This window comes from Kineosphaera limosa NBRC 100340 (assembly GCF_000298215.1).
GTDB classification, from domain to species: Bacteria; Actinomycetota; Actinomycetes; order Actinomycetales; family Dermatophilaceae; genus Kineosphaera; species Kineosphaera limosa.
Window position 1 is genome coordinate 21137 of the sequence record NZ_BAHD01000037.1, and the last position, 20372, is coordinate 41508.

Annotated in this window: 16 protein-coding genes; 8 read left to right on the forward strand and 8 right to left on the reverse strand. The window is 71.6% G+C overall.

Annotation, left to right across the window (positions count from 1 at the left end; translation table 11 throughout):
• The first annotated feature begins 92 nt into the window (after positions 1-92).
• Positions 93-1364: an acyltransferase family protein gene (locus KILIM_RS11850; protein WP_083876124.1), complete on the forward strand. Its 1272-nt coding sequence runs from the start codon at positions 93-95 to the stop codon at positions 1362-1364.
• 73 nt (positions 1365-1437) lie between these two features.
• Here KILIM_RS11850 and KILIM_RS11855 read toward each other — a convergent pair whose 3' ends face one another.
• From KILIM_RS11855 to KILIM_RS11865, 3 genes are all read right to left on the reverse strand, one after another.
• Positions 1438-2475 (reverse strand): Gfo/Idh/MocA family protein, encoded by a 1038-nt coding sequence (locus KILIM_RS11855; protein ID WP_006592930.1) that lies wholly within the window; start codon positions 2473-2475, stop codon positions 1438-1440.
• A 101-nt stretch (positions 2476-2576) separates the two neighbouring features.
• Positions 2577-2972 carry a VOC family protein gene (locus KILIM_RS11860; protein ID WP_006592931.1) on the reverse strand — a complete coding sequence of 132 codons (396 nt, stop codon included), beginning with the start codon at positions 2970-2972 and terminating at the stop codon, positions 2577-2579.
• A gap of 6 nt (positions 2973-2978) precedes the next feature.
• Entirely contained in the window at positions 2979-3932 is a 954-nt protein-coding gene (locus tag KILIM_RS11865; protein ID WP_006592932.1) for an Fpg/Nei family DNA glycosylase, read from the reverse strand.
• Positions 3933-4122: 190 nt separating this feature from the next.
• Here KILIM_RS11865 and KILIM_RS11870 point away from each other — a divergent pair, with 190 nt between their 5' ends.
• Both KILIM_RS11870 and KILIM_RS11875 read left to right on the forward strand, forming a co-directional pair.
• Positions 4123-5178, forward strand: a complete 1056-nt coding sequence (locus KILIM_RS11870; RefSeq protein ID WP_006592933.1) for an alpha/beta fold hydrolase — start codon at positions 4123-4125, stop codon at positions 5176-5178.
• A 145-nt stretch (positions 5179-5323) separates the two neighbouring features.
• Positions 5324-5977: a DUF4230 domain-containing protein gene (locus tag KILIM_RS11875; protein ID WP_157551670.1), complete on the forward strand. Its 654-nt coding sequence runs from the start codon at positions 5324-5326 to the stop codon at positions 5975-5977.
• 667 nt (positions 5978-6644) lie between these two features.
• Here the strand turns inward: KILIM_RS11875 and KILIM_RS11880 are convergent.
• Positions 6645-7013, reverse strand: a complete 369-nt coding sequence (locus KILIM_RS11880; RefSeq protein WP_006592935.1) for a VOC family protein — start codon at positions 7011-7013, stop codon at positions 6645-6647.
• 175 nt (positions 7014-7188) lie between these two features.
• Between KILIM_RS11880 and mtnA the strand changes: the two genes are divergently transcribed.
• Positions 7189-8268, forward strand: coding sequence for an S-methyl-5-thioribose-1-phosphate isomerase (mtnA, locus tag KILIM_RS11885; protein WP_006592936.1), 1080 nt, complete (start codon positions 7189-7191; stop codon positions 8266-8268).
• A 110-nt stretch (positions 8269-8378) separates the two neighbouring features.
• Here the strand turns inward: mtnA and KILIM_RS11890 are convergent, their stop codons facing one another.
• The gene (locus tag KILIM_RS11890) at positions 8379-9272 is read right to left on the reverse strand and encodes a CPBP family intramembrane glutamic endopeptidase (RefSeq protein ID WP_157551671.1); all 894 of its coding nucleotides are present in this window, start codon (positions 9270-9272) and stop codon (positions 8379-8381) included.
• A gap of 100 nt (positions 9273-9372) precedes the next feature.
• On the opposite strand from KILIM_RS11890, the gene KILIM_RS24025 reads away from it, so the two are divergent.
• From KILIM_RS24025 to KILIM_RS11905, 3 genes are read left to right on the forward strand one after another with little or no spacing between them, the layout of a single operon-like run.
• Complete coding sequence (locus KILIM_RS24025; protein WP_157551672.1) at positions 9373-9555, forward strand: hypothetical protein; 183 nt, start codon at positions 9373-9375, stop codon at positions 9553-9555.
• 7 nt (positions 9556-9562) lie between these two features.
• The gene (locus KILIM_RS22415) at positions 9563-10834 is read left to right on the forward strand and encodes a sensor histidine kinase (protein WP_006592939.1); all 1272 of its coding nucleotides are present in this window, start codon (positions 9563-9565) and stop codon (positions 10832-10834) included.
• Entirely contained in the window at positions 10831-11481 is a 651-nt protein-coding gene (locus tag KILIM_RS11905) for a response regulator transcription factor (RefSeq protein ID WP_006592940.1), read from the forward strand. Before KILIM_RS22415 ends, KILIM_RS11905 begins: the two co-directional genes overlap by 4 nt.
• Before the next feature lie 225 nt (positions 11482-11706).
• Here KILIM_RS11905 and KILIM_RS11910 read toward each other — a convergent pair whose 3' ends face one another.
• From KILIM_RS11910 to KILIM_RS11920, 3 genes are all read right to left on the reverse strand, one after another.
• On the reverse strand, positions 11707-17361 hold the full coding sequence (locus KILIM_RS11910) for an ATP-binding protein (RefSeq protein ID WP_083876130.1): 5655 nt from the start codon (positions 17359-17361) through the stop codon (positions 11707-11709).
• A 192-nt stretch (positions 17362-17553) separates the two neighbouring features.
• Positions 17554-18096, reverse strand: coding sequence for a Uma2 family endonuclease (locus tag KILIM_RS11915; protein ID WP_006592942.1), 543 nt, complete (start codon positions 18094-18096; stop codon positions 17554-17556).
• A 131-nt stretch (positions 18097-18227) separates the two neighbouring features.
• Entirely contained in the window at positions 18228-19262 is a 1035-nt protein-coding gene (locus KILIM_RS11920; RefSeq protein WP_040563156.1) for an aspartate-semialdehyde dehydrogenase, read from the reverse strand.
• Positions 19263-19766: 504 nt separating this feature from the next.
• On the opposite strand from KILIM_RS11920, the gene KILIM_RS24030 reads away from it, so the two are divergent.
• A complete protein-coding gene (locus KILIM_RS24030) occupies positions 19767-20318 on the forward strand; it encodes a tripartite tricarboxylate transporter TctB family protein (RefSeq protein ID WP_006592944.1) in 552 nt (183 codons plus the stop codon).
• Positions 20319-20372 lie beyond the last annotated feature (54 nt).

Below are 20372 nucleotides of genomic sequence, written 5' to 3' on the forward strand. Positions count from 1 at the left end.
GATCACCACCGCGCCGGTATCCCCCGATCGGCGGATGCCGGCGGCGTCGATTGGGGGAGGTGGCCCAGGTCCGCCCTTCCTACCGTCGAATCATGACCTCATCAGACGCCGCCCGCTTCGCCCGCGACCCGAGTGCGACACCGCCGGGCAGCGGCCGCTCGACCGCCCAGCCGACATCGACGCAGCCCCCAACATCGGCTCCGCGCCTGCACCACTTGGATGCGCTGCGCGCCGGCGCACTGTTGCTCGGCATCGTGCTGCACTCCCTGCTCCCGTTCGTCCCGGAGCTGCCGTGGCTGATCGAGGACGCGCGCAAGACCGAGCTCGCCTGGCCGGTCGTGTTCTGGATCCACCTGTTCCGCATGGCGCTGTTCATGATGCTCGCCGGCTACTTCGGCCGACTGGTGCTCCTGCGCCGCGGGACGCGCAGCTACCTGCGCGACCGGCTGGTGCGGATCGGCCTGCCCTTCGTCGCGTTCTGGCCGTTCGCGGTCGGCACCCTGGGCTTGCTCGTCTACCTCGGGGCGACGTGGCGCGGCGTGACCCTGCCGCAGGCCCCGCCCCCACCCGAGGGCACCCCCGCGGCGCTCGCGGCCTTCCCTCCGGGCCAGCTGTGGTTCCTCGTCGTGCTGCTGCAGCTCGTGCTCGTCACCGTGGTGGTGCGGGCCATCGCGCTGGCCCTGTTCGGCCCGGCCCGCGCGACCCGTTGGGCCGGCGCGGTCGGTGCTGTGCTGGCCAGGCCGGCGGGCCTCCTGCTGGCCGCGCTGCCCTACGCCCTCGCGCTCGTCGTGCAGGGCACCGCGATCGGCGGCATCATCGCACCGCCCACGGTGCTACCGGAGCCGGTGAGTCTGCTTGCCTACGGCGGAGCGTTCGCGGTGGGCTGGTTCTTGCAGGCGAACGACGGTGCGATCGACCGGGCGGGTCGCCGGTGGGGCGCGCTGCTGGCCGTCGCGACCGCGCTCAGCGTCGCGGCCTTCGTGTTCGCTTCCGCGCCGGTCGACCAGGTGTGGCCCGCGGTGCTGACGGGGCTGGCGGCGTGGGCGTGGATCTACGCTCTGCTGGGTGTTGCGGCGCGGGTGATCACCCGGCCGGTGCCGTGGATCCGATACCTCGCGGACGCCTCCTACTGGATGTACCTCGTGCATCTGCCGCTGCTGGTGGCGATCGCCATCCCCCTCGCCGACCTACCCTGGCCGATCGTCGTCAAGCTGCTGCTCACTTGGGTCGTGGCCACCGTCGTGATGCTGCTCAGCTATGACCTGATGGTGCGTTCGACGTGGATCGGCGCCTGGCTCAACGGGCGTCGCAGCCCACGAGTGGTGCGGCGCGCACCCGACCGGTCGTCATCCGCTCGGTCGTAGCCTCAGGTGGCCCGGGCATCACTGCCTGGGCACTCCTGGGCACTGCTGGGTCACTGCCGGATCACTGCGGCGGTCACTGCTCCTCCGGGTAGATCTCGCCGATCTGGCGGCGCGCCTCGTCGAGGATCACCATGGTTTGGATGGACTCCTCCAGGGGGCGGATCGTGCAACTGCGCTCACCCGCGGCGATGCACCAGGCCAGTTGCGCGGCCTGGTAGTGCAGGCCGCCGGTGTGCGCGACCTCCGGTTCGTCGTGGCGCAGGCTCGCCCCGGCGTTGTCGCTGACGGTGAAGCCGGCGGGCACGTAGAAGTCGGGGTCGAAGGCGATCATCGCGTCCTCCCCGCAGATCGCCGCCGCCGTCGGGGTGCGGGACAACACGCTGGAGTGCAGCATCGCCTGGGCCCCGTCGTCCTGCATGAGCAGCACGCTGGTCTGCCCGGTGACCTCGCCGTTGGGGGTCCAGGTCGTGCGGGCGAGCACCTCGCGCGGCGCTCCGAGCACCCAATTGGCGAAGGCCACCGGGTAGGTCAGCAGGTCCAGCGTGGGCCCGCCGGCCAGGTCGCGGCGCAGGATGCGGTGATCGCCCTCGAAGTGCTGACCGTGGTCGGCGAACACGGTGTGGATGCGGCCCAGCACCCCGTTGGCGAGCAGCTGGCGGACGATGTCGAACTTGGGCAGGAACATCGTCCACAGCGCCTCCATCGCCATGACGTCGGCGCGGGCGGCGGCCGCCGCGATATCGCGCGCCTGAGCGGCGTTGAGCGCGATCGGCTTCTCGACGAGCACATGCTTGCCGGCGCCGATGGCCCGCAACGCGTCCTCGTGGTGGTGGTTGTGCGGGGTGGCGACGTAGATGACGTCGACGTCGTCGCGCTGCACGAGGTCGTCATAGGAGCCGACGGCGGCCGGCAGGTCAAAGCGCTGCGCGAACCGGTCGGCGCCCGACTGGGAGCGGGAGCCGACCGCGACGACCTTTTGGCGGGTGTGTGCTTGCAACGCCTGGGTGAACTTGTCGGCGATCCAGCCCGTGCCCAGGATCCCCCAGCGCAGGCTCGGTGCGGTCATCGGGTCGGGTACGCGGGGAGCCGGCAGTGCGTCGGGAAGAGCCATGCGCCCAATTCTGGCGCGCCGAGCGTCTTTCGGCACGAGGTGGACTCGGCCGCGACGCGCACCGGCTGAAGGCGCGTTTCGGAGGCCGTTCGCAGGTCGGCTCAGAGGCCGTAGGCGACGCCGTGCTTGGGCGCGTAGAGCAGCATCTCGTCGGCACCCGGCACCTCCATCCGGACGCCGACACCGAACCCCATGTCTCGCGGTTCGCCGTCGAAACTCGCGCCGCGCGCAGTCAACTCGGCCACGGTGGCGTCGATGTCGTCGCACATCAGCGCGATCTCGTGATGCCGCCGGGAGGTGTACTCGCGACCCTCGTGCAACGCGAACGTGGGGTGTACGCCGAGCTCGCTGGGTCCGGTGCCGAAGATCAGCCAGTCGGCGGGGTCGTCGGTGCCCTCGCTCTCGCTGACGTACGGCCAGCGCAGCACGTCCTTGAGAAACGCGCGAGTGGCCGTCGCGTCGTCGGAGTAGATGAGCGTGTGCACCGAGGTGATCATGGCCCCTTACCTTTCCACGCCTTGCTTGCGGCGGGCTTCGGTCTGTTTGCGGCGGGCTTCGGTCTGCTTGCGGCGGGCTGCGACGGCGGCGGCGCGGCGAGAGAGGGGTTGGCAGGTGGGGCACCAGAAGAGGTTGCGGGTGGCCAGGGTCGTGGTCTTCACGGTGGTTCCGCAGACGTGGCAGGGCTGGCCGTCGCGGCGATAGACGTACACCTCGCCGCCGTGTCGGTCGACGCGCGCCGCCCGGCCGGTGGCGGCGGGGTCGTCTTCGGGTCGCACTGTGTCGATGCGGCCGGTGTCGACGGCATAGGCCATGAGGTCGCACAGGTCGTCCCACAACTGCTCGAACTCGACGCGTTTGAGGGCGACGCCGGGCAGCATCGGGTCGAGCCCGGCGCGGTACAGCGCCTCGGCGCGAAAGATGTTGCCCACCCCGGCGAACACGCTCTGATCCATGAGCAGTGCCGCGATCGGCAGCTTCGAGCGGTGCAGTCGCTGCCAGGCGCGCTCGGGATCGGCGTCGGCGCGCAGCGGATCCGGGCCGAGCCGCTCCAACACGGCGGCCTGCCCCTCGGCGTCGGTCAACTCGCAGATCGCCGGGCCGGTCAGGTCGAGCCACGCCTCGTCGTTCTCGATGCGCCAGCGTACCGCGCCGAGGACCGGCCGCTCCCCGGGGTCGCCCGGAGCCAGCTGCACGACCTCCTCGCCGAGGTCCTCCCCGCCGTCGGCCCGATTGAGCCGCGTCTTGCCGGCCATGCCCAGGTGGATGTGCACGATGTCGTGCCCGAAGTGGCAGAACAGGTGCTTACCAAAGCACTCCGCAGAGTCGAGCACGCGGCCGTCGATGATCGCCGCCTCTTCCGCAAAGCGCCCCTGCGGGCTGGAGCTGCGCGCCGGCCGGCCACCGAAGGTGCGTTCGTACGCGCTGGCCATCCGGTGGGTCACGTGGCCCTCGGGCATTCGCTCTCCCCTTCCGTCGTCGGCCCGCGGTCGGCCTCGCTATGCGTCGCCGCGGGCGGGCGTCATCCTACGCACGTGCGCCACAACGACTGTCGGCAAGCCCGCTGTCGGTGGTCCGTGCGAAGGTGAGAATCGAGGAGGAGGCGCTGGCCCGTCTCCCCACAGTCACCACCTCACGACAGGGAGCGACATGACCCAGCAGCTCATGGACGGCATCGACGCGCGCAGCGTGCAGACCCCGCGGTTGCGGGTCAACGTGCTGCACCACCACCAGCCCCAGCCGCCTGCCCACAGTGACGAACCGCCGGTCGTGTTCATCCACGGCAACTGCTCGTCCAGCCTGTTCTGGCAGCCGCTCATGCGCAGCCTGGGGCGCGAGTCGTACGCCATCGACCTGCGCGGCTTCGGCGAGTCCGAGACCAAACCGGTCGACGCCACCCGCGGCCTGGGCGACTTCGCCGACGACGTGCTGGCAACCCTCGACGCGCTCGGCATCGAACGGGCGCACCTCGTCGGCTGGAGCATGGGTGCCGGCGTCGTGCAGCAGGTGCTGCTGACCCGACCGCAGGCCGTGGCGAGCCTGACGTTGCAGGCACCGGTGTCGCCGTTCGGCTTCGGGGGCACGGGGCCCGGCGGGCGGCTGCTGACCGACGACGGCGCGGGCACCGGCGGTGGGGGCGCCAACCCGCAGTTCGTGCAGGCCCTCGCCGAGGGCGACCGCGGCGACGGGCCGACGAGCCCGCGGGCGACCTATCGGGCGCTGTACGTGGCGCCGGGTCACACGGACGAGTTCGAGGACCTGTGGGTGACCTCGATGTTGACGACAGCGACGGGCCCAGACAACTACCCCGGCGACGGGAGCGCGAGTCAGAACTGGCCGGGCTTCGCCCCTGGTGACCGCGGGGTGCTCAACACGATGGCCCCGACGCACCTGAACCTCTCCGGCATCGTCGACGTGGGCAACAAGCCACCGATCCTGTGGATCCGCGGCACCGCCGACGCGATCGTCTCCGACGCCTCCGGGCTCGACCTCAACCAACTCGGCAAGCTCGGCGTCATCCCCGGCTGGCCCGGCGAGCAGAGCGCCCCGCCGCAGCCGATGATCGCCCAGACCCGCCAGGTGCTCGACGCCTACGCTGCCGCCGGTGGCCAGGTGCGCGAGATCGCCTGGGAGGGTGTCGGGCACTCCCCGCACCTGGAGCGCCCGCAGGAATTCCGCGCCGCCCTGCTGGAGCACATCGGCTGACACTTTTCCCGACGACGCCCGCCCGCCGAAGCTCGCCCGTAGTGGCGCGGGGTGACGTGCGGGCGGCGGCGCGGGGTGGCGAGCGGGTGCCCGGGTCGGGGTCACGAGCGGGTGCCCTGGGCGAATGGCCGGTTTACGCTGGTTCATGCCCACATCGCGCCTGGTGGCCGCGGCTGCTGCCGCGCTCTGCGTCGTGCTGGCGCTGGTCATCATCGTGCCGCGCCTGACCTCCTCCTCAGAGCCCGACGATGCGCGCGGGCGGCCGGCGGTCGTGAAGTCCATCGAGGATCTGGGCGAGCTGAAGTCGGCGACCGCCAACCTGCAGATCGTCGTCGAGCTGGAGAACCGGGACGACGACCGGTGGCCGCGGTGGCTGCGGGGTAGCCGCACGCTGTTCATCGCCGCCGGCACTGTGGACGCCAGCGTCGACCTGCGCGCGATCAACCCCGAGGAGTTGACGGTCTCGCAGGACGGTCGCACCGCGACGATCGTGCTGCCCAAGGCGGTGCTCTCCCCCGCGCGCCTGGACACAGAGCAGTCCCGCGTGTACGACACCGACCGTGGCCTGCTCGACCGGCTGCAGGAGGCCGCCGGGAGCCTGCCCGCCGACCCGCAGCCCCTGTACGCCGAGGCCACCCGGCAACTCGACGAGGCCGCGGCCGCCGACCCGCAACTGCGCATCCGCGCCGAGCAGAACGCGATCAGCACCCTCACCGGCCTCCTGCGCGGCCTGGGCTTCACCGACGTGCAGGTCACCATCCGCGACGGCGGCACCTCCGCCGAGGTCGCCACCTCCTAACCCGCGCCGCTCCCCAGCCCCCTAGCTCCCCCGCGCCGACCGTCGCGGTCCCTGGGCGGCACCACCCACCCTCCGCCGACCGTCGCGGTCCCTGCCGACCGGTGCGGTTGCAACCGCAACCCTGGGCAACAAGCGCCACCGCCAAGGAGCGAGACCCGAGACCCCGCTGACCAAGCGACAGCCAAGGGACCAGCGGCACCACCCCGCCCCAGCGACCGTCGCGGTCCCTGCCGACGGGCGCGGTCGCAACCGCAACCCTGGGCAGGGAGCGCCACCGCCAAGGAGCGAGACCCGAGACTCCGGCTGACAAGAGGCCGCCGCGAGACGGGCGGCACCACCCCACCCTCCACCGACCGTCGCGGTCCCTGCGACTCCCACGGCCGCCGACCGTCGCGGTCCCTGCCGACCGATGCGGTCGCAACCGCAACCCTGGGCAGGGAGCGCCACCGCCGAGGGGCGAGACCAGAGACCCCGGCTGACCCAGGAGCCGCCGCAGGACGCGCGGCACCACCCCACCCCCGCCGACCGTCGCGGTCCCTGCCGACGGGCGCGGTCGCAACCACAACCCTCGGCAGCGAGCGCGACCGCCGAGCCGAGGGCCGCGCGCGGGCTGAGGAACTGGCCTGGGCAGAGAGCGGGCAGGGCAGAGGGTGGGGCGCTGGGTGGGTCAGTGGTGTTCGGCGAGGCAGAACTCGTTGCCTTCGGGGTCGCGCAGCACGGTCCAGGTGATGCCGAATTCGCTGTGGTCGCTGACGTGGGTCGCGCCGAGGGCGACGAGCCGCTCGACCTCGGCGGAGCGGTCGGCACACTCCAGGTCCAGATGCATACGGTTCTTGGCGGTCTTGCCTTCGGGGACGGCGAGAAACAGGTAGGCCAGATCGTTCGAGCGCGGCCACATGCCGATGGCGCCCACGAACTGTGCGGGCGTGCCCTCCGGCAAGGTGTCCACCGGGCGGCCCGTGACCCCGGACCAGAACCGGACCTGCGCGGCCGGGTCGGCGCAGTCGAACGTGATCGTGCGAGGCGTTGCGGTCATCGCGAGTCTCCTTGGGTCAAGGGAATGTCGGTCGCGGGAAGCTCCCGCTGCTCGTCAGCCTGTTCCCTGACACCGTGGCAGAGTCCACCCGCGCTCCGACGAAGAACCCCGGGCGGCGGCCTCACTGCTCGGACGGTCGGTAGCGTGGTCGCACCGCGACGAAGGGAAGGCGACGATGGCCGAGGCCGACAACCACCGGCAACCCGACGACCCTCCCGTGCAGTTTCGGGCCCTCGAATGGGTGCCGCAGCCCGCGCACCTGCGCCTACTCGACCAGCGCGAACTGCCGCGCCGCGAGACCTACCTGCAGATCACCGAGGTCGACGCGCTGGTGGCGGCGATCGTGACGCTTGCGGTGCGCGGCGCCCCGGCGCTGGGGGCCGCGGGCGCGCTCGGTGTGGTCGTCGCCCTCGAGCAAGCAGAGCGGGAGGGATGGGACGAGTCGCGGCTGCGCGCCGAGATCGACCGGATCCGCGACGCGCGACCCACGGCGGTGAACCTCGCGTGGGGGGTCGACGAGGCGCTCGGGCGGCGGGCCGACGGACGGGAGGCGGTGTTGGCGGCGGCGCTGCAGATCGTCGCCGACGACGAGGCGGCCAATCGCGAACTGTCGCGGGTCGGCGCCGACTGGCTCCTGGCTCGCACGGGCCGCGAACGGCTGCGGATCGTCACCCACTGCAACACCGGCGCGCTCGCGACGACCGCCTGGGGCACTGCCTACGGCATCATCCACGAGTTGTACACCCGCGGGGCCGTCGACCTCGTCTACGCCGACGAGACCCGGCCGCTGCTGCAAGGCGCGCGGCTGACCAGCTGGGAACTGACCCGCGACGGCATCGAGCATGTCGTGCAGGCTGACGGCGCGGCGGCCAGCACGATTCTGCGCGGCCTGGCCGACGCGGCGATCATCGGCGCCGACCGCATCGCCGCCAACGCAGACACCGCCAACAAGATCGGCTCTGTCGCGCTCGCTCTGGCCTGCGCGCGGGCCGGCATTCCGTTCGTCGTTGCCGCCCCGAGCTCCACGGTGGATCTGCGCACCCCCTCCGGAGCGCAGATTCGCATCGAGGAGCGCGACGGCGCCGAGGTCGTGACCTTCGACGGGGCCGCGATCGCGCCACCGGGCACCCGCGGCTTCAACCCCGCCTTCGACGTCACGCCTGCCGACCTCATCGCCGCCGTTGTCACCGAGCACGGGGTCGTCGAGCCGGCCAGGGATCCCGATCCGCGGATCATGGAACGCATCGCCGGCTGACACCGACCCCGCGAACCGCCCCCGAACCGGCTGAAGCCGACCCGGCGAGCCGGCCCCTGTCGCAGCTCGCAGGGTCGGCGACTCGAGGCCGGCACCCTAAGGTCGGCGACTCACGGACGCAGGCCGGCCAGGGACGGGTCGGGGGTGCCCATGCGCTTGTAGCGCCGCAGGCCCCACAGGCCGATGGCGGTGTAGAGCGCCCCGATGACCACCCACGCCACGGGGCCTTCCACGTTCAGCCCGAGCAGAGCGCAGACGAGCACGCCGACATGGCTGCCCCCGTGGATGCCGACAGCGGTCCACAGCGAGCCGGTGACCAGGCGCAGTGCGGCGGCCGCGAGCCCGAAGCCGAACGGCCAGGCGAGGTAGAGCACGCGTTCGAGCAGGCCCTCCTGCCCACCGGCGGAGATCAGGTGAATCAGGCCGAAGAAGATCGAGCTGATCCAGACGGCGGCGATGACGCCGCGGCGCTGCAGCGTGTTGATCATGGCGCCGCGGTAGATGAACTCCTCGGGGATGCCCTGCAGCAGGAAGGCCTGACCGAGGGCCACGAAGATGAACATCGCCGTAGGAACGCCACCGAAGTCCGGCTCCCCGCGCAACAGCCCGAGCGGCCCGAGCGCCCCGGCCACCACGACGGTGATGACCACGCTGATGACGATGCCGATGAACAACCCCGGCAGGGCGAGCCGATCCCAGGTGATCCCGTAGTCGCGCAACCGCACCCGGTCGACCTGCCGGGCGAACACCAGGAGCAACCCCAGCGCGACCAGTGTGGTCAGCGCATAGGCCACCCCGATCATCACCACGGCCAACGGGCCACCCGAGGCGTTGGCCTCGCGCGCCAGGTCGGACAGCCCCGGCAGCTGAAAGACCAGCGCCGGCAGGAAGATCGAGGTCAGCAGAATGAGGAACAACAGCACGAGTCGGACGATCTCGGGCAAACGCGGGTTGGTGACTGCGGGTCTCTCGTGGGAGCCGGAGGGTGCGGCAGGGGTGGTCATGCCCACCAGCCAACCAACGCGGCGATCCGCCCGCTGCCCCCTGCGGTCACGACCGGACCGGCGGCACCCATGACCGTGGTCACGGGTGGAACATGACGCGGTGACCGCAGGCACGCCCGCCTGCACCTGCACGTCTCTAGGCTCTTGGCATGAGCTCGACGTCCGCACCTTTGCCGGCCCCACCGGCCTCCGGCAGCACATCGACGCCCCGCTCACGGTCCACCCCGACCTCACCGGCGAGGCTCAACTCACCGGTGAGGTCGACCTCACCGGCGAGCGCTAGCGGAGCCGTGCTCGGCTTGCGCTCGTGGCTGCCGGACGCGCTGGTCGCGCTCTCGTGCGTCGCGGCCCTGCTCACGGTGCCGACCGCGTGGCAGGTCAACCGATGGCTGGTGGTGCCCGTGGTCGTCGGTGTCAGTGGTGCCTGGCTGCTGTGGCTGCTGCGCCGCCGAGCCGCGCGTGAACCCCGCGCCGCGAGCTCGGGGGCTGTCGTGGCGTCGACCTCGTGGAACGGGCCGGCGTTCGCGGCGGTCGTCGGGGTGGCGTTCTTGGCGTCCGACGGCGCGATGGTGCTGCCGCTCGTGCTCGTCGCGGCGCTGGTCGTCGTGCTCGACCGCGGAATGAGTTGGGGCGCTGGCTATCTCGCCGTTCTTGTGGTGGGCAGCGCGGCGGTCATGCGGTGGGGTCATGGCGTCGGCTGGCTGAGCGTTCTCGTGCAGGTGCTGGCGCTGGTGCTGATGATGTCGTTCGGCCTCGCCTACGCGGGTCTGCTGCGGCACAGCGAACGGATGCGGGCCGAGCGAGCCGACGCGGTCGACGAACTCGACCGCGCGAACACCGCGCTCCGAGAAGCCAACGCGCAGCTGCGTCGTTCCGCCGCGTTGGAGCGCGATCTCGTGCTCGCGCGGGAGCGGGCGCGCGCCGCCGGAGAGCTGCATGACGGGCTCGGGCATCGACTCACGGTGGTGACGATGTCGTTGGACTTCGCCGAGCGGATGCGCGAGCGCGACCCCGAACGGGCCTGGCAGGAGGTTCGCGGTGCCCGCGAGCAGACGACCGAGGCGATGAGCCAGATGCGGATGTGGGTGCGCGCGCTGCATCCGGTCGACGTTGCCGGCCTGACCGATGTCGCGGCCTTCGACGCGATCGCGCAGGCGTTCCGCGGGACCGGCCTCGACGTGCGGATCAGCCATCAGGGCAGCTCGCGGCCGCTGCCGACGGAGGTCTCGTTGCTGTGTCATCGCGCCGTGCAGGAGGGGCTGACCAACGCGCTGCGGCACGCCCGCGCCACCCGCGTCGACATCGCCCTCGAGGTAAGCGCCGATCGGCTGTCGATAAGTTTGCACGACAACGGAGTTGGGCTCGGAGACGCAGGTGAGGGGTTCGGCCTGCGGGGCCTGCGTGAGCGTGCCGAGGCACTCGGCGGGCGGGCCGGTGTCGAAAGCGCGGGGGCCGGCACGACCCTCACGATCGAGGTGCCGCTGCCCCGGGCCGGCGACCCTGTGGGGTCGCGCGGCGTCTCCGTCGGCGACGGCGTCTTGCGGGCAGGCGCCGCGCGATGACGACGGTGCTCATCGTCGACGACCAGCAACTACTGCGCCGTGGCCTGCGGCTCCTGCTGGAGACGGTGTCCGGGGTCGAGGTCGTCGGCGAGGCCGCGGACGGCCGGGAGGCGTTGGCGGTCGTCGCAGCCACGGGGCCGCAGGTCGTGCTCTGCGATGCGCGGATGCCGGTCATGGACGGCGTCGCCTTCGTCGCCGAAGCCGCGCGCAGCTACCCGAAGATGCCGGTCATCGTGTTGACGACGTTCGACGACGAGACGCTGGTGCAGCAGGCGCTGGCGGCCGGGGCCGCGGGGTTCCTGCTCAAGGACAGCTCCCCCGAGGCCCTCGCCGACGCGATTCATGCCGCGGCTCAGGGCGGGCTCGTCGTCGACCCGCGCGTTGCGCGCGCCGCCCTCACGGCCCGAAACACGGGGCGATCGACGGCCGCCACCGCGGCACAGGATCCTCTCGCGGTGCTCACCGCCACCGAACGGCTCGTCGCCGAACAGGTGGCCCGCGGCGCCACGAACGCCGAGATCGCCGCCGTCCTCGTGCTCGCCGAGGGCACGGTCAAGAACCACGTCTCGGCCTTGCTCCGCAAACTCGGTGCCCGCGACCGCACCGCCCTGGCGCTCCTGATCTACGAAGCCCTGCACCAAGGGTGAGCCCAAGCCCGACCGAGAGCTCGGCGGGCCAGGCGTAGCGGATTCTTGACGTACTCGCGCCCCTACCCGGCGATAGCCCAGGCCGCTGACCTGCGGTTTCAAAATCGGCCGTAGTCGCGGGTACGTCGAGAATCCGCTACGTCCGGCGAAACCCCGCCCGACCAAGGCACCGAAAGACGCCCCTTGTTGCCTGCCGAGTGGTTGAGGGGGGGACGAATTGGGGATCTACGCCGGATCCGCCTCGAGCCCGGCCGCCAGGCCCGCTTCCAGGGCGGCGATGATCTTGGGGCGCAGCTGCGCAGCGGAGATGACCTCGTCGACGGAGCCGACGGCGACGGCGCGGTGGATGTCATGCACGCGGTCGAACTCGGAGGCGACCGCCCCGAGCTTCTCGCTGCGCACGTCGCGGCGGACGGTCGCCAGCTCGGTGGCCAGCGCCGCCCGCTGCGTGTGGTCGGTCTCGGCGGCCATCGCGGCCTCCAGATCGCGAACCCGCTCGTCCTGGGCGGTGCGGGTCTCCACGTCGCGGGCGAAGACGACCGCCGCTGCGGGCGCTCCGCCGATGACCGAGGCGAACGACCCCTCGACGGCGAGCACCGTCATCTGCGGGTTGAGCGCCTTGGAGAACACGACGAACGCGCCGCCGTGGTACCGCGAAATCACACAGAACACTATGGTGCCGTCGAAGTTGACGATGGACCGGCCGATCTCCGCGCCGTACTCCAACTGCAGGTTGCGCATCGACTCCGGGGAGCCGTCGAAGCCCGAGAGGTTGGCCAGCACCACGAGCGGCCGGTTGCCGCTGGCCGCGTTGATCGCCCGCGCGGTCTTCTTCGACGACTTCGGGAACAGGGTGCCGGCCGTGTACGTGTCCGGCCCGTCGGTCGGCGGGTACCCGCGCCGGGGCACGGCCCGCGACTCGATCCCGATGAGACACACCGGAATACCGCCGATGTGGGCGTCCTGCACGACGCTGGTGTCGGCGTCGGCCATGCCGGCCCACCGCTCCAGGGTCGGGTAATCCTGGTCCGCGAGCGCAGACATCACTGTGCGGATGTCGAAGGCCTTCTTGCGGTCCGGATTGGTCGCCGGAGAGAAGATGTCGCCGACCGTCGCGAACCCCGAGATCGCCGGGTCGTGCGGGAACAGCGTGACGTCGCGGTCGCTCGGGTCGCTCGTCAGGACCCGCCGCGGCCCACCCTCGCCGGGCGCGACGTAGGTGTGGTCGTAGTGCGCCATGAGCACGCGGATCGCGGACGCCAGGTCCGGCGCCCAGTACTGCGCCTGCCCGTTGGGGCCCATGACCCGGTCGTACCCGCCGATGCCGTAGTTGTCTTCGGCCGAGACGCCACCGGAGAAGTCCAGCGACTGCTTGCCCGTCAGCACCATCGCCGAGTCCGGGGTCATGACCAGGATGCCCTTGGTGTGCATGAGCATCGTCGCCTCGGCGTTCCAGTACGGCTGCGCGCCGACGTTGATGCCCGCCACGACGACGTTGATCTCGCCGCCGGCCTGGGTGAACTCCACGATCCGCTTGAGCGCCCGCGCGACCCAGTCCATGTTCTCGGTGCCCGAGTCCATCGAGATCCGCGCGCCCGCCGAGATCGAGAACCACTCGACCGGCACGCCCAACTCGTCGGCCAGGTCGAGCGCCGCGATGATCCGCCGACACTCCGGCTCCGAGACGGCGCCGAGGGCCTTGAGCGGGTCGCCGCACAGCAGCACCCGCGTCATCCCTTCCGGATACCGCGGCGTCGGCGTCGAGATGACCCCCACGATGATCCCGGCGCTGTTCTGCCCGTACGGGCGGTCCACCGGCGCCAGCCGGCCCGTCTCGTCGAGGTCGTACTCGGTCGCCGTGCCGCCGCGGCCCGCGATCATCGCGTGCAGCGCGTACGGGTAGACCAGGCCGCGACGGCGGGCCAGCACCACCTTGCGGGCGTAGTCGTCCAGGGGCTTGAGGCGCACGCTCGGCGGCCCCTCGAACGAGGCCACGACACCGGACCCGGGCTGGTAGTGGAACCGGGCGGCGACCGGAGTCGGTGTGCCGTCGGGCGCCAGGATCGAGCCGTCGACGAGCACCTCCTCGATACCCGCACCCGCGGTGACCGGCGCGATCTTGCGGCGCAGCGCCCCCAGCTGGTCAGGGTCGGCGTCGATCGGCGGCCAGATGTGCACCCACACGTAGTTCATGTCGAGGCGCTCTCCGCGGGCGCCGGCCTCCGCGCGGGCCCGTCGAATCGCCTCCAGGCAGTTGGCGACCGCGCGCTCGGCGTGCGGCACCCCGACGACCCGACCCGACTCGTCGCGCACCACCGCGACCTGACGCACCTGCGCCAACGCGACGAGCCGCTGATCGGACTCGTTGCCGCGGGCCACGGCCCGGTAGAGCAGCACGTCCTCTGGGGCGTCCAGGCGGGTCAGGTCGAAGTCGCGCAGCCGCCACAGGTTCAGCCTGCGGCCCACCATCGGGTGCACCCCGCGCACGAGCACGTCCTCTTCGAGGGTGCCGTCGGGTTGCGGACGGAAGATGAAGTAGCCGACCGGGCGGCCGTCGCCGGGGCTGACCGCGATCGAGACGCGCCGCACCGCGTGGGCGATGTCGAGTCCCGTGAGCTGGCGAGCGAGGGCGTCGCTGGCCTCCTGCGGGTCTTCCGGCAGGTCCGGCCAGCCGAGGTAGAGGTCGACCGCCACCTGCGCGCCCGGGACCGACGTGGCGGCCACCTGCTCCGCCAGGCACTGCACGAGCGGACTGCCGGGCCTCAGCTCGCCGACCTGCCCGACCGTGGTGATGACGTGCCGCGGCAAATGGTCCAGCTCGTAGTCGGCGACCGCGAACGGCCGCCCGGAGCAGGCGAGTTCGCGCAGGTCGCGCAGCCCGTGGTCGCGGTAGTGGCGCTTGATGAGCACGGCCAGCATCGGCTCGTCGGCGGGCACCTGGCCGTCTTCGAGCCGCTCCGCGAGAAAGCGAACGATCTGCTCGGGGATGGCCACGAGCTCGTCGACCCGACCGTCGCGTTCGGGCCCGGCGGGGGTGCGGGCGATGGCGGCCAACTGGGCGCGGACCCCGCCGAGGGCACTGGCCCGCTCGGCATCGACGAGCGGCTGGTCGAACCAGCGGAACTTCACGCTGCGGGCCAGGTCACCGACGACGGGGTGCCGCAACTGGGTGGCCAGCACGAGCCGATCGAGCAGGTCCCGCGCCTCCCAGTCCAACGGCGGCGGCGGAGGCGGCTCCGCCAGCCACCGCTGCAGCAGGCTGACCACCAGGTCGATCTGCTGCGCCGCCCGCTGCTGAGCCAAAAACACCCGAAAGACCGCGCGCTCCAGCTCCGGCGTGCGCTCCAGCCCCTCGACGTCGTAATGGGCCAACACGCGCCGCAGCCGCGCCCGGAACGACTCCGGCAGCGCCCCCCGCTCCGGGTCGAGGCTGTGCAAGTAGGTGTGGAAGTGCTCGCGGGGGCTGTGCACCTGATTCTCCAGATGCAGGTCCTCGCCCAGCGGCCGATTGCGAGACAGCTCGGCGACGTCGGCGAACGCCTCCAGCATCCCCAGCTCCTCGCGCAGCGGCGATCGCCCAGCGGCGACCAGCGCGTCGCGGGTCTTCAGATAACCGGAGAGGGTGCCGCCGTTGTCGCGAGTGTCGACGTCGTAGCCCAGCAGCGCCGCGGAGAGGTCCGCGATGAGCCTCGTGGCTCGCTCCCGCGGATCGCCGGGCAGCGCGTCGCCCTCGGGCAACTCGACCTCCGGGCCGGCCTGCGGCTGCGGCTCGACCGGCGCCTCCACCTCCTCCTCGACCGGCTCGAGGCGCACGAGCGGCGCGCCGGTCTCGACCTGGCTGCCGGCCGCGACCAGCAACTCCTTGACCCGCGCGGTGAACGGCGCGACGAGCACCGTCTCCATCTTCATCGACTCCAACACCAGCACCGGAGTGCCGGCGCTGACCTGCTCGCCCGCGGCGACAGGCGTGGCGACGACGAGCGCCGGCGCCGGGGACCGCAACACGCCACCCTCGTCGAGGCTCACCCGATGGGTCACCCCGTCGACCTCCACGAGCTGCGTCGGCCCGTGGGTCGCGGTGACGAGGCGGTGGGTCAAACCGCCGATGCTCAGGCGGCTGGTGTGCTCGTCGATGCGGTCGAGGTCGGCGACCACCGTGCGCTGCGGACCGCCGGTCGCCGCGCCGCCGCTGGCCACGCGCACCCGGAAGCGCTGCGGCCCGACCCGCAGGACCGTCACCGAGTAGGGGGCGCCGCGCAATGTGAGGTCGATGGCGCGCCCGACGTCGTGCTGCACCTGCGGGCGGCCGCCCCGGGCCGTCTCCAACAACCGTGTGCGTTCGAGGGCCTCCTGCGCCTCGTAGGCCTCGATGCCGGCGGCGACCAGGGCCACTCCGGCATGCCGGCCGGAGACGAGGCGGCCCTGCGCGCGGGCTCGGTCGATCCAGCCGGTGTCGGCCGAGCCGTCGATGACCTCGGGCGCCTCGAGGAGGTCGAGGACGAAGCTCTTGTTCGTCGCGCCGCCTTCGATGATGACGGTCGTCTCGGCCATGGCCCGCCGCAGCCGCGCGAGCGCTTCGTCGCGGTCGGCGCCCACCGCGATGATCTTGGCGATCATCGAATCGAAGTCGGCGGGAATCTCGTCGCCCTGGGCCACGCCCGTGTCGACGCGGATGCCCGGCCCGCTGGGCAGGTCCAGGAGGGCGATGCGCCCGGGGGCGGGGGCGAAGTCGCGGTCGGGGTCCTCGGCGTTGAGGCGGGCCTCGACGGCATGCCCGATCTGCCGCGGCCGCTCTCCGGTCAGTCTGCCGCCCGCGGCAACGTGGATCTGCAACCCGACCAAGTCGGTGCCGGTGACGGCCTCGGTGATGGGGTGCTCGACCTGCAGGCGGGTGTTGACCTCGAGGAACGCGAACAACTGCTCCTGCGGTTGATACAGGAACTCGACGGTGCCGGCGCCGGAGTAGCCGACCGCGATCGCCAGCCGCTCGGCCGCCTCGCGCAGCTGCTGCGCCTGCTCGTCGGTGAGCACCGGGGAGGCGGACTCCTCGATGACCTTCTGGTTGCGCCGCTGCACCGAGCAGTCGCGCACGCCGATGGCCCACGCGGTGCCCTGCCCGTCGGTGATGACCTGCACCTCGACGTGCCGGGCGCCGGTGACCAGCCGCTCGAGAAAGACGACGCCGGAGCCGAACGCCCGCAGCGCCTCGTCGCGGGTGCGCTCGAAGGCGTCGGCCAGTTGCTCGTCGGAGTCGACCCGGCGGATCCCGCGCCCGCCGCCGCCGGCCGTGGCCTTGAGCATGAGCGGGTAGCCGATCTGCGCGGCCGCCGCCGTCGCCGCTTCGAGAGTGTCGACGCCGCCGCCGCTCCAGGGCGCCACCGGCACCCCGACCTCCTGCGCGATGAGCTTGGAGCCGATCTTGTCGCCCAACTTGCGCATCGCCTCCGGGCTGGGGCCGATGAACGTGATGCCCAGCCGCGCGCACAGGGCGGCGAACTCGGCGTCCTCGGCGACGAATCCCCACCCGACCCACACCGCGTCGGCGCCCGTCTCGCGCAGCGCCCGCTCCAGCAACCCGTGGTCCAGGTACGGCCGGTTCGCCGCGGGACCCAGGTTGTACGCCTGATCCGCCTCGCGCACGAACATCGCGCGCCGCTCACCCTCGGTGTGCAGCGCGACCGTCTCGATCCGGCCCGCCGCGCCCCGCTGGGGACCGCCGTTGCGGGCGTTGAGGTCGCGGACCGCGTGGATCAGCCGCATCGCCGCCTCGCCACGGTTGACGATCGCGATCCGTCGCGGCAGCGTCACCGTCGTCTCGCCGGCTGACGAAGCATCGTCGGTGGTGGGCGACTCGGTGGTCTGCGTGTTCGTCGAGTTCATGGGGCGGGTCGACCTCCGAGGCGCCGACTGGGGGGCAAGGACAGGTGAGCAGGTGGGCCTGACGCGAAAGCCTGCCATCTTCGGTGCCCTACGAACGAGTAACGAGGGCGTTCATCGCGCCCCCGCGAGCATAGGTGGGAGGCACGACTGCTGGACCATCCACCGGACGACCGGGCTCCTGTCGGGCCGAGCTCAGTCCGCCCAGCGGCCGGGGGTGAGAGTGACCTCGAAGGGAACCGACGCTGTCCAACCGTCCTGCGGGCCGACCTGCGCGGCCAACTCGAACCGCGCGTCGCGCAGCTCATAGGCGGTCAGCGTGAGTTCGTCGGGGTCGACGATCCAGTAGGCGGGCGTCCCGGCTCGCTCGTACCGTTCGCGTTTGAGCACGCGGTCGATACGTCGGCTGCTCGGAGACAGCACCTCGACCGCCAGCTCGGGGCGGCCGGGCAGGCCGCGGTCGTCGAACTGGTCGCGGCGGGCGACGAGCAGGTCGGGTTCGAGAACCGAGTCTTCGGAGAGGTCGATGTCCAGCGGCGCTCCGAGAATCCGAAGGTGCTCGGGACAGGCGGGCCACAACTGGTTGTAGAGGCCAAAAACCACGATCTGATGGATGGGTCGCGGGGCGGCACTCACGATGAGCGCGCCGTCGAGGAGCTCGTACCGGTGGCGCTCATCGGGCAGCGCGTCGCGCTCGGAGCGGGTCCAGACCCGATCGTCGTGGATCGTCGTGGTCATGATTGTCATGGTGCCCCCTGCGGGTCGGTCGTGCCAGATGCATGCGCTCACCCTGCCCGAATCCAGGCGCCAAAGAGCCCGGCCATCCACAGGGCTGTGGATAACCGGGCTCCCAGGCGCTAGAGGCTCGTTCAGCGGCGCGCCAGCAGCTCCTCGGCGACCTGAACGGCGTTGAGCGCGGCGCCCTTACGCAGGTTGTCGCCGACGACGAAGAGCGCGAGGCCCTTGCCGGCGGGAGCGGCCTGGTCGGCGCGGACCCGACCGACGAACACGTCGTCGGCACCGGTGGCCTGCAGCGGGTTCGGCACGTCGACGACCTGCACACCCTTGGCACCGCCGAGCAGCTCGAGCGCGCGCTCCGGGCTGATCTCACGGTCGAACTCGGCGTGCAGCGCCAGGCTGTGGCCGCTGAACACGGGCACGCGCACGCAGGTACCCGAGACGCGCAGGTCGGGCACGTGCAGGATCTTGCGCGACTCGTTGCGCAGCTTCTGCTCCTCGTCGGTCTCACCGGAGCCGTCGTCGACGATCGACCCGGCGACCGGCACGACGCTGAAGCCGACCTGCGTGAGGTAGACCTGCGGCGACGGCAGCTGGACCGCGTCGCCGTGCAGCGCGAGCCCGGTGGGGTCACCGGCGGCGTAGCCACCGCGCAGCTGGGTGTCGAGCTCCATGACGCCCTTGCCGCCGGAGCCGGAGACGGCCTGATAGCTGGCGACGCGCAGCGCGACGAGACCGGCCTCGTCGTGCAGCGGCTTGAGCACCGGCATCGCGGCCATCGTCGTGCAGTTGGGGTTGGCGACGATGCCCTTGGGGATGTCGTTCAGGTCGTCGGGGTTGACCTCGCTGACGACCAGCGGAACCTCCGGGTCCTTGCGCCAGCCGCTGGAGTTGTCGACGACCGTGGCGCCGGCCGCCGCGACCAGCGGGGCGAACTTCTTGCTGGCGGTGGCGCCGTTGGAGAACAGCGCAATGTCGATCCCCGAGAAGTCAGCGCCCTCGGAGTCCTCGACGCTCACCTCCCCATCGGCCCACGGCAGGGTCGAGCCCGCCGACCGCGCCGAGGCGAAGAAGCGGACGTCGTCAGCAGGAAAGTTCCGCTCCGCGAGCAGGGTCCGCATGACCTGCCCGACCTGCCCGGTAGCACCGAAAACCGCAACACGCATACCTGCCAGCGTAAGGACCGAGCCCCCCTACCCGCCGCAGCGGTTCGCATCGCGGTCAGTAGCCGCCTCTACACCTCTCTAGTGAACTCGCGAGACGGAGCCATCGAACGCTCGCCAAGCCATCCCCTCCGGTCGGTAGCCGATTCTGCCGCGCTCTTCGATTGACGGTAGATATCGACAGACATGCCTGGCAACACTCGCACCGGTATGCCGATGTCGCTGTCTTCGGCTGTCTTGCATTCGCCGCAGATTTTCCTATACCCGGTAATCGTCGACGCCGACGATGCCCGCCGCTACTCGTGTATTGCGCTGGCTCGCGATATGCCTAGACACCTGCAGAGGCGCTGACGGCCGGACCAGCACCCATGGGACCAGCCGATTCGCCAGCCGATTTCGACCGGGCGATCCGACCGGGCGGCCCACCCCGCGCACTCGGTGGGCGAGGATAGGTGGACGATCCTCAGCGATCGACGGACCAACGGAGTGACCGGGCAAAGGAACGGAATGAGCGGACCGAAACGAGGCAGGAGCAAGAAGCGCGGACGACAGCAGGCCGATGCGGCCCGCACGGGCAAAGCCGCCAGGCAGACCACCCCGGCGCCGGAAGGATCGGGGCAGTCGACGAGCAGCCCAACCCCCCGTGCGGACAGCGAGAGTCGCCGCGCAGCCCAGACCAGGGGCGCCGCGATCCGCTCGCAGGAGGCCAGGCTCGGTCTCGGCTGGGTGGTCGTGGCGGCGGTGTCGGTCATCATCGCCGCCGCGCTCGCCTGGACTCCACCGGAGGCGTCCCTGCTGCTCAAGGCCTGCATCGCGGTCGTCGGGACGACGGTGGCGGTGCTGCTCATCCGCGCCGTGCGCTCGATGCGCGGACAAAAGGGGGCCCGCCCGGTCACTCCCGGCAACGCCATGACGTTCGCGGGCCTGGCGGTGGTGCTGCTCGGCCCGGTCCTCACGCACCGCTGGGAGGGCTGGTTCGGTCTCGTCCCGACCGGCCTGGGCCTGATCATCGTCCTCTTGGGCGCCCGCCGCCAACGCCGCGAGCGCGACCCCAGCTAACCGACGCCTCCACCCCCGTTCGGCGCCGTTCGGCAGAGCGGGCAGCATGCTGCC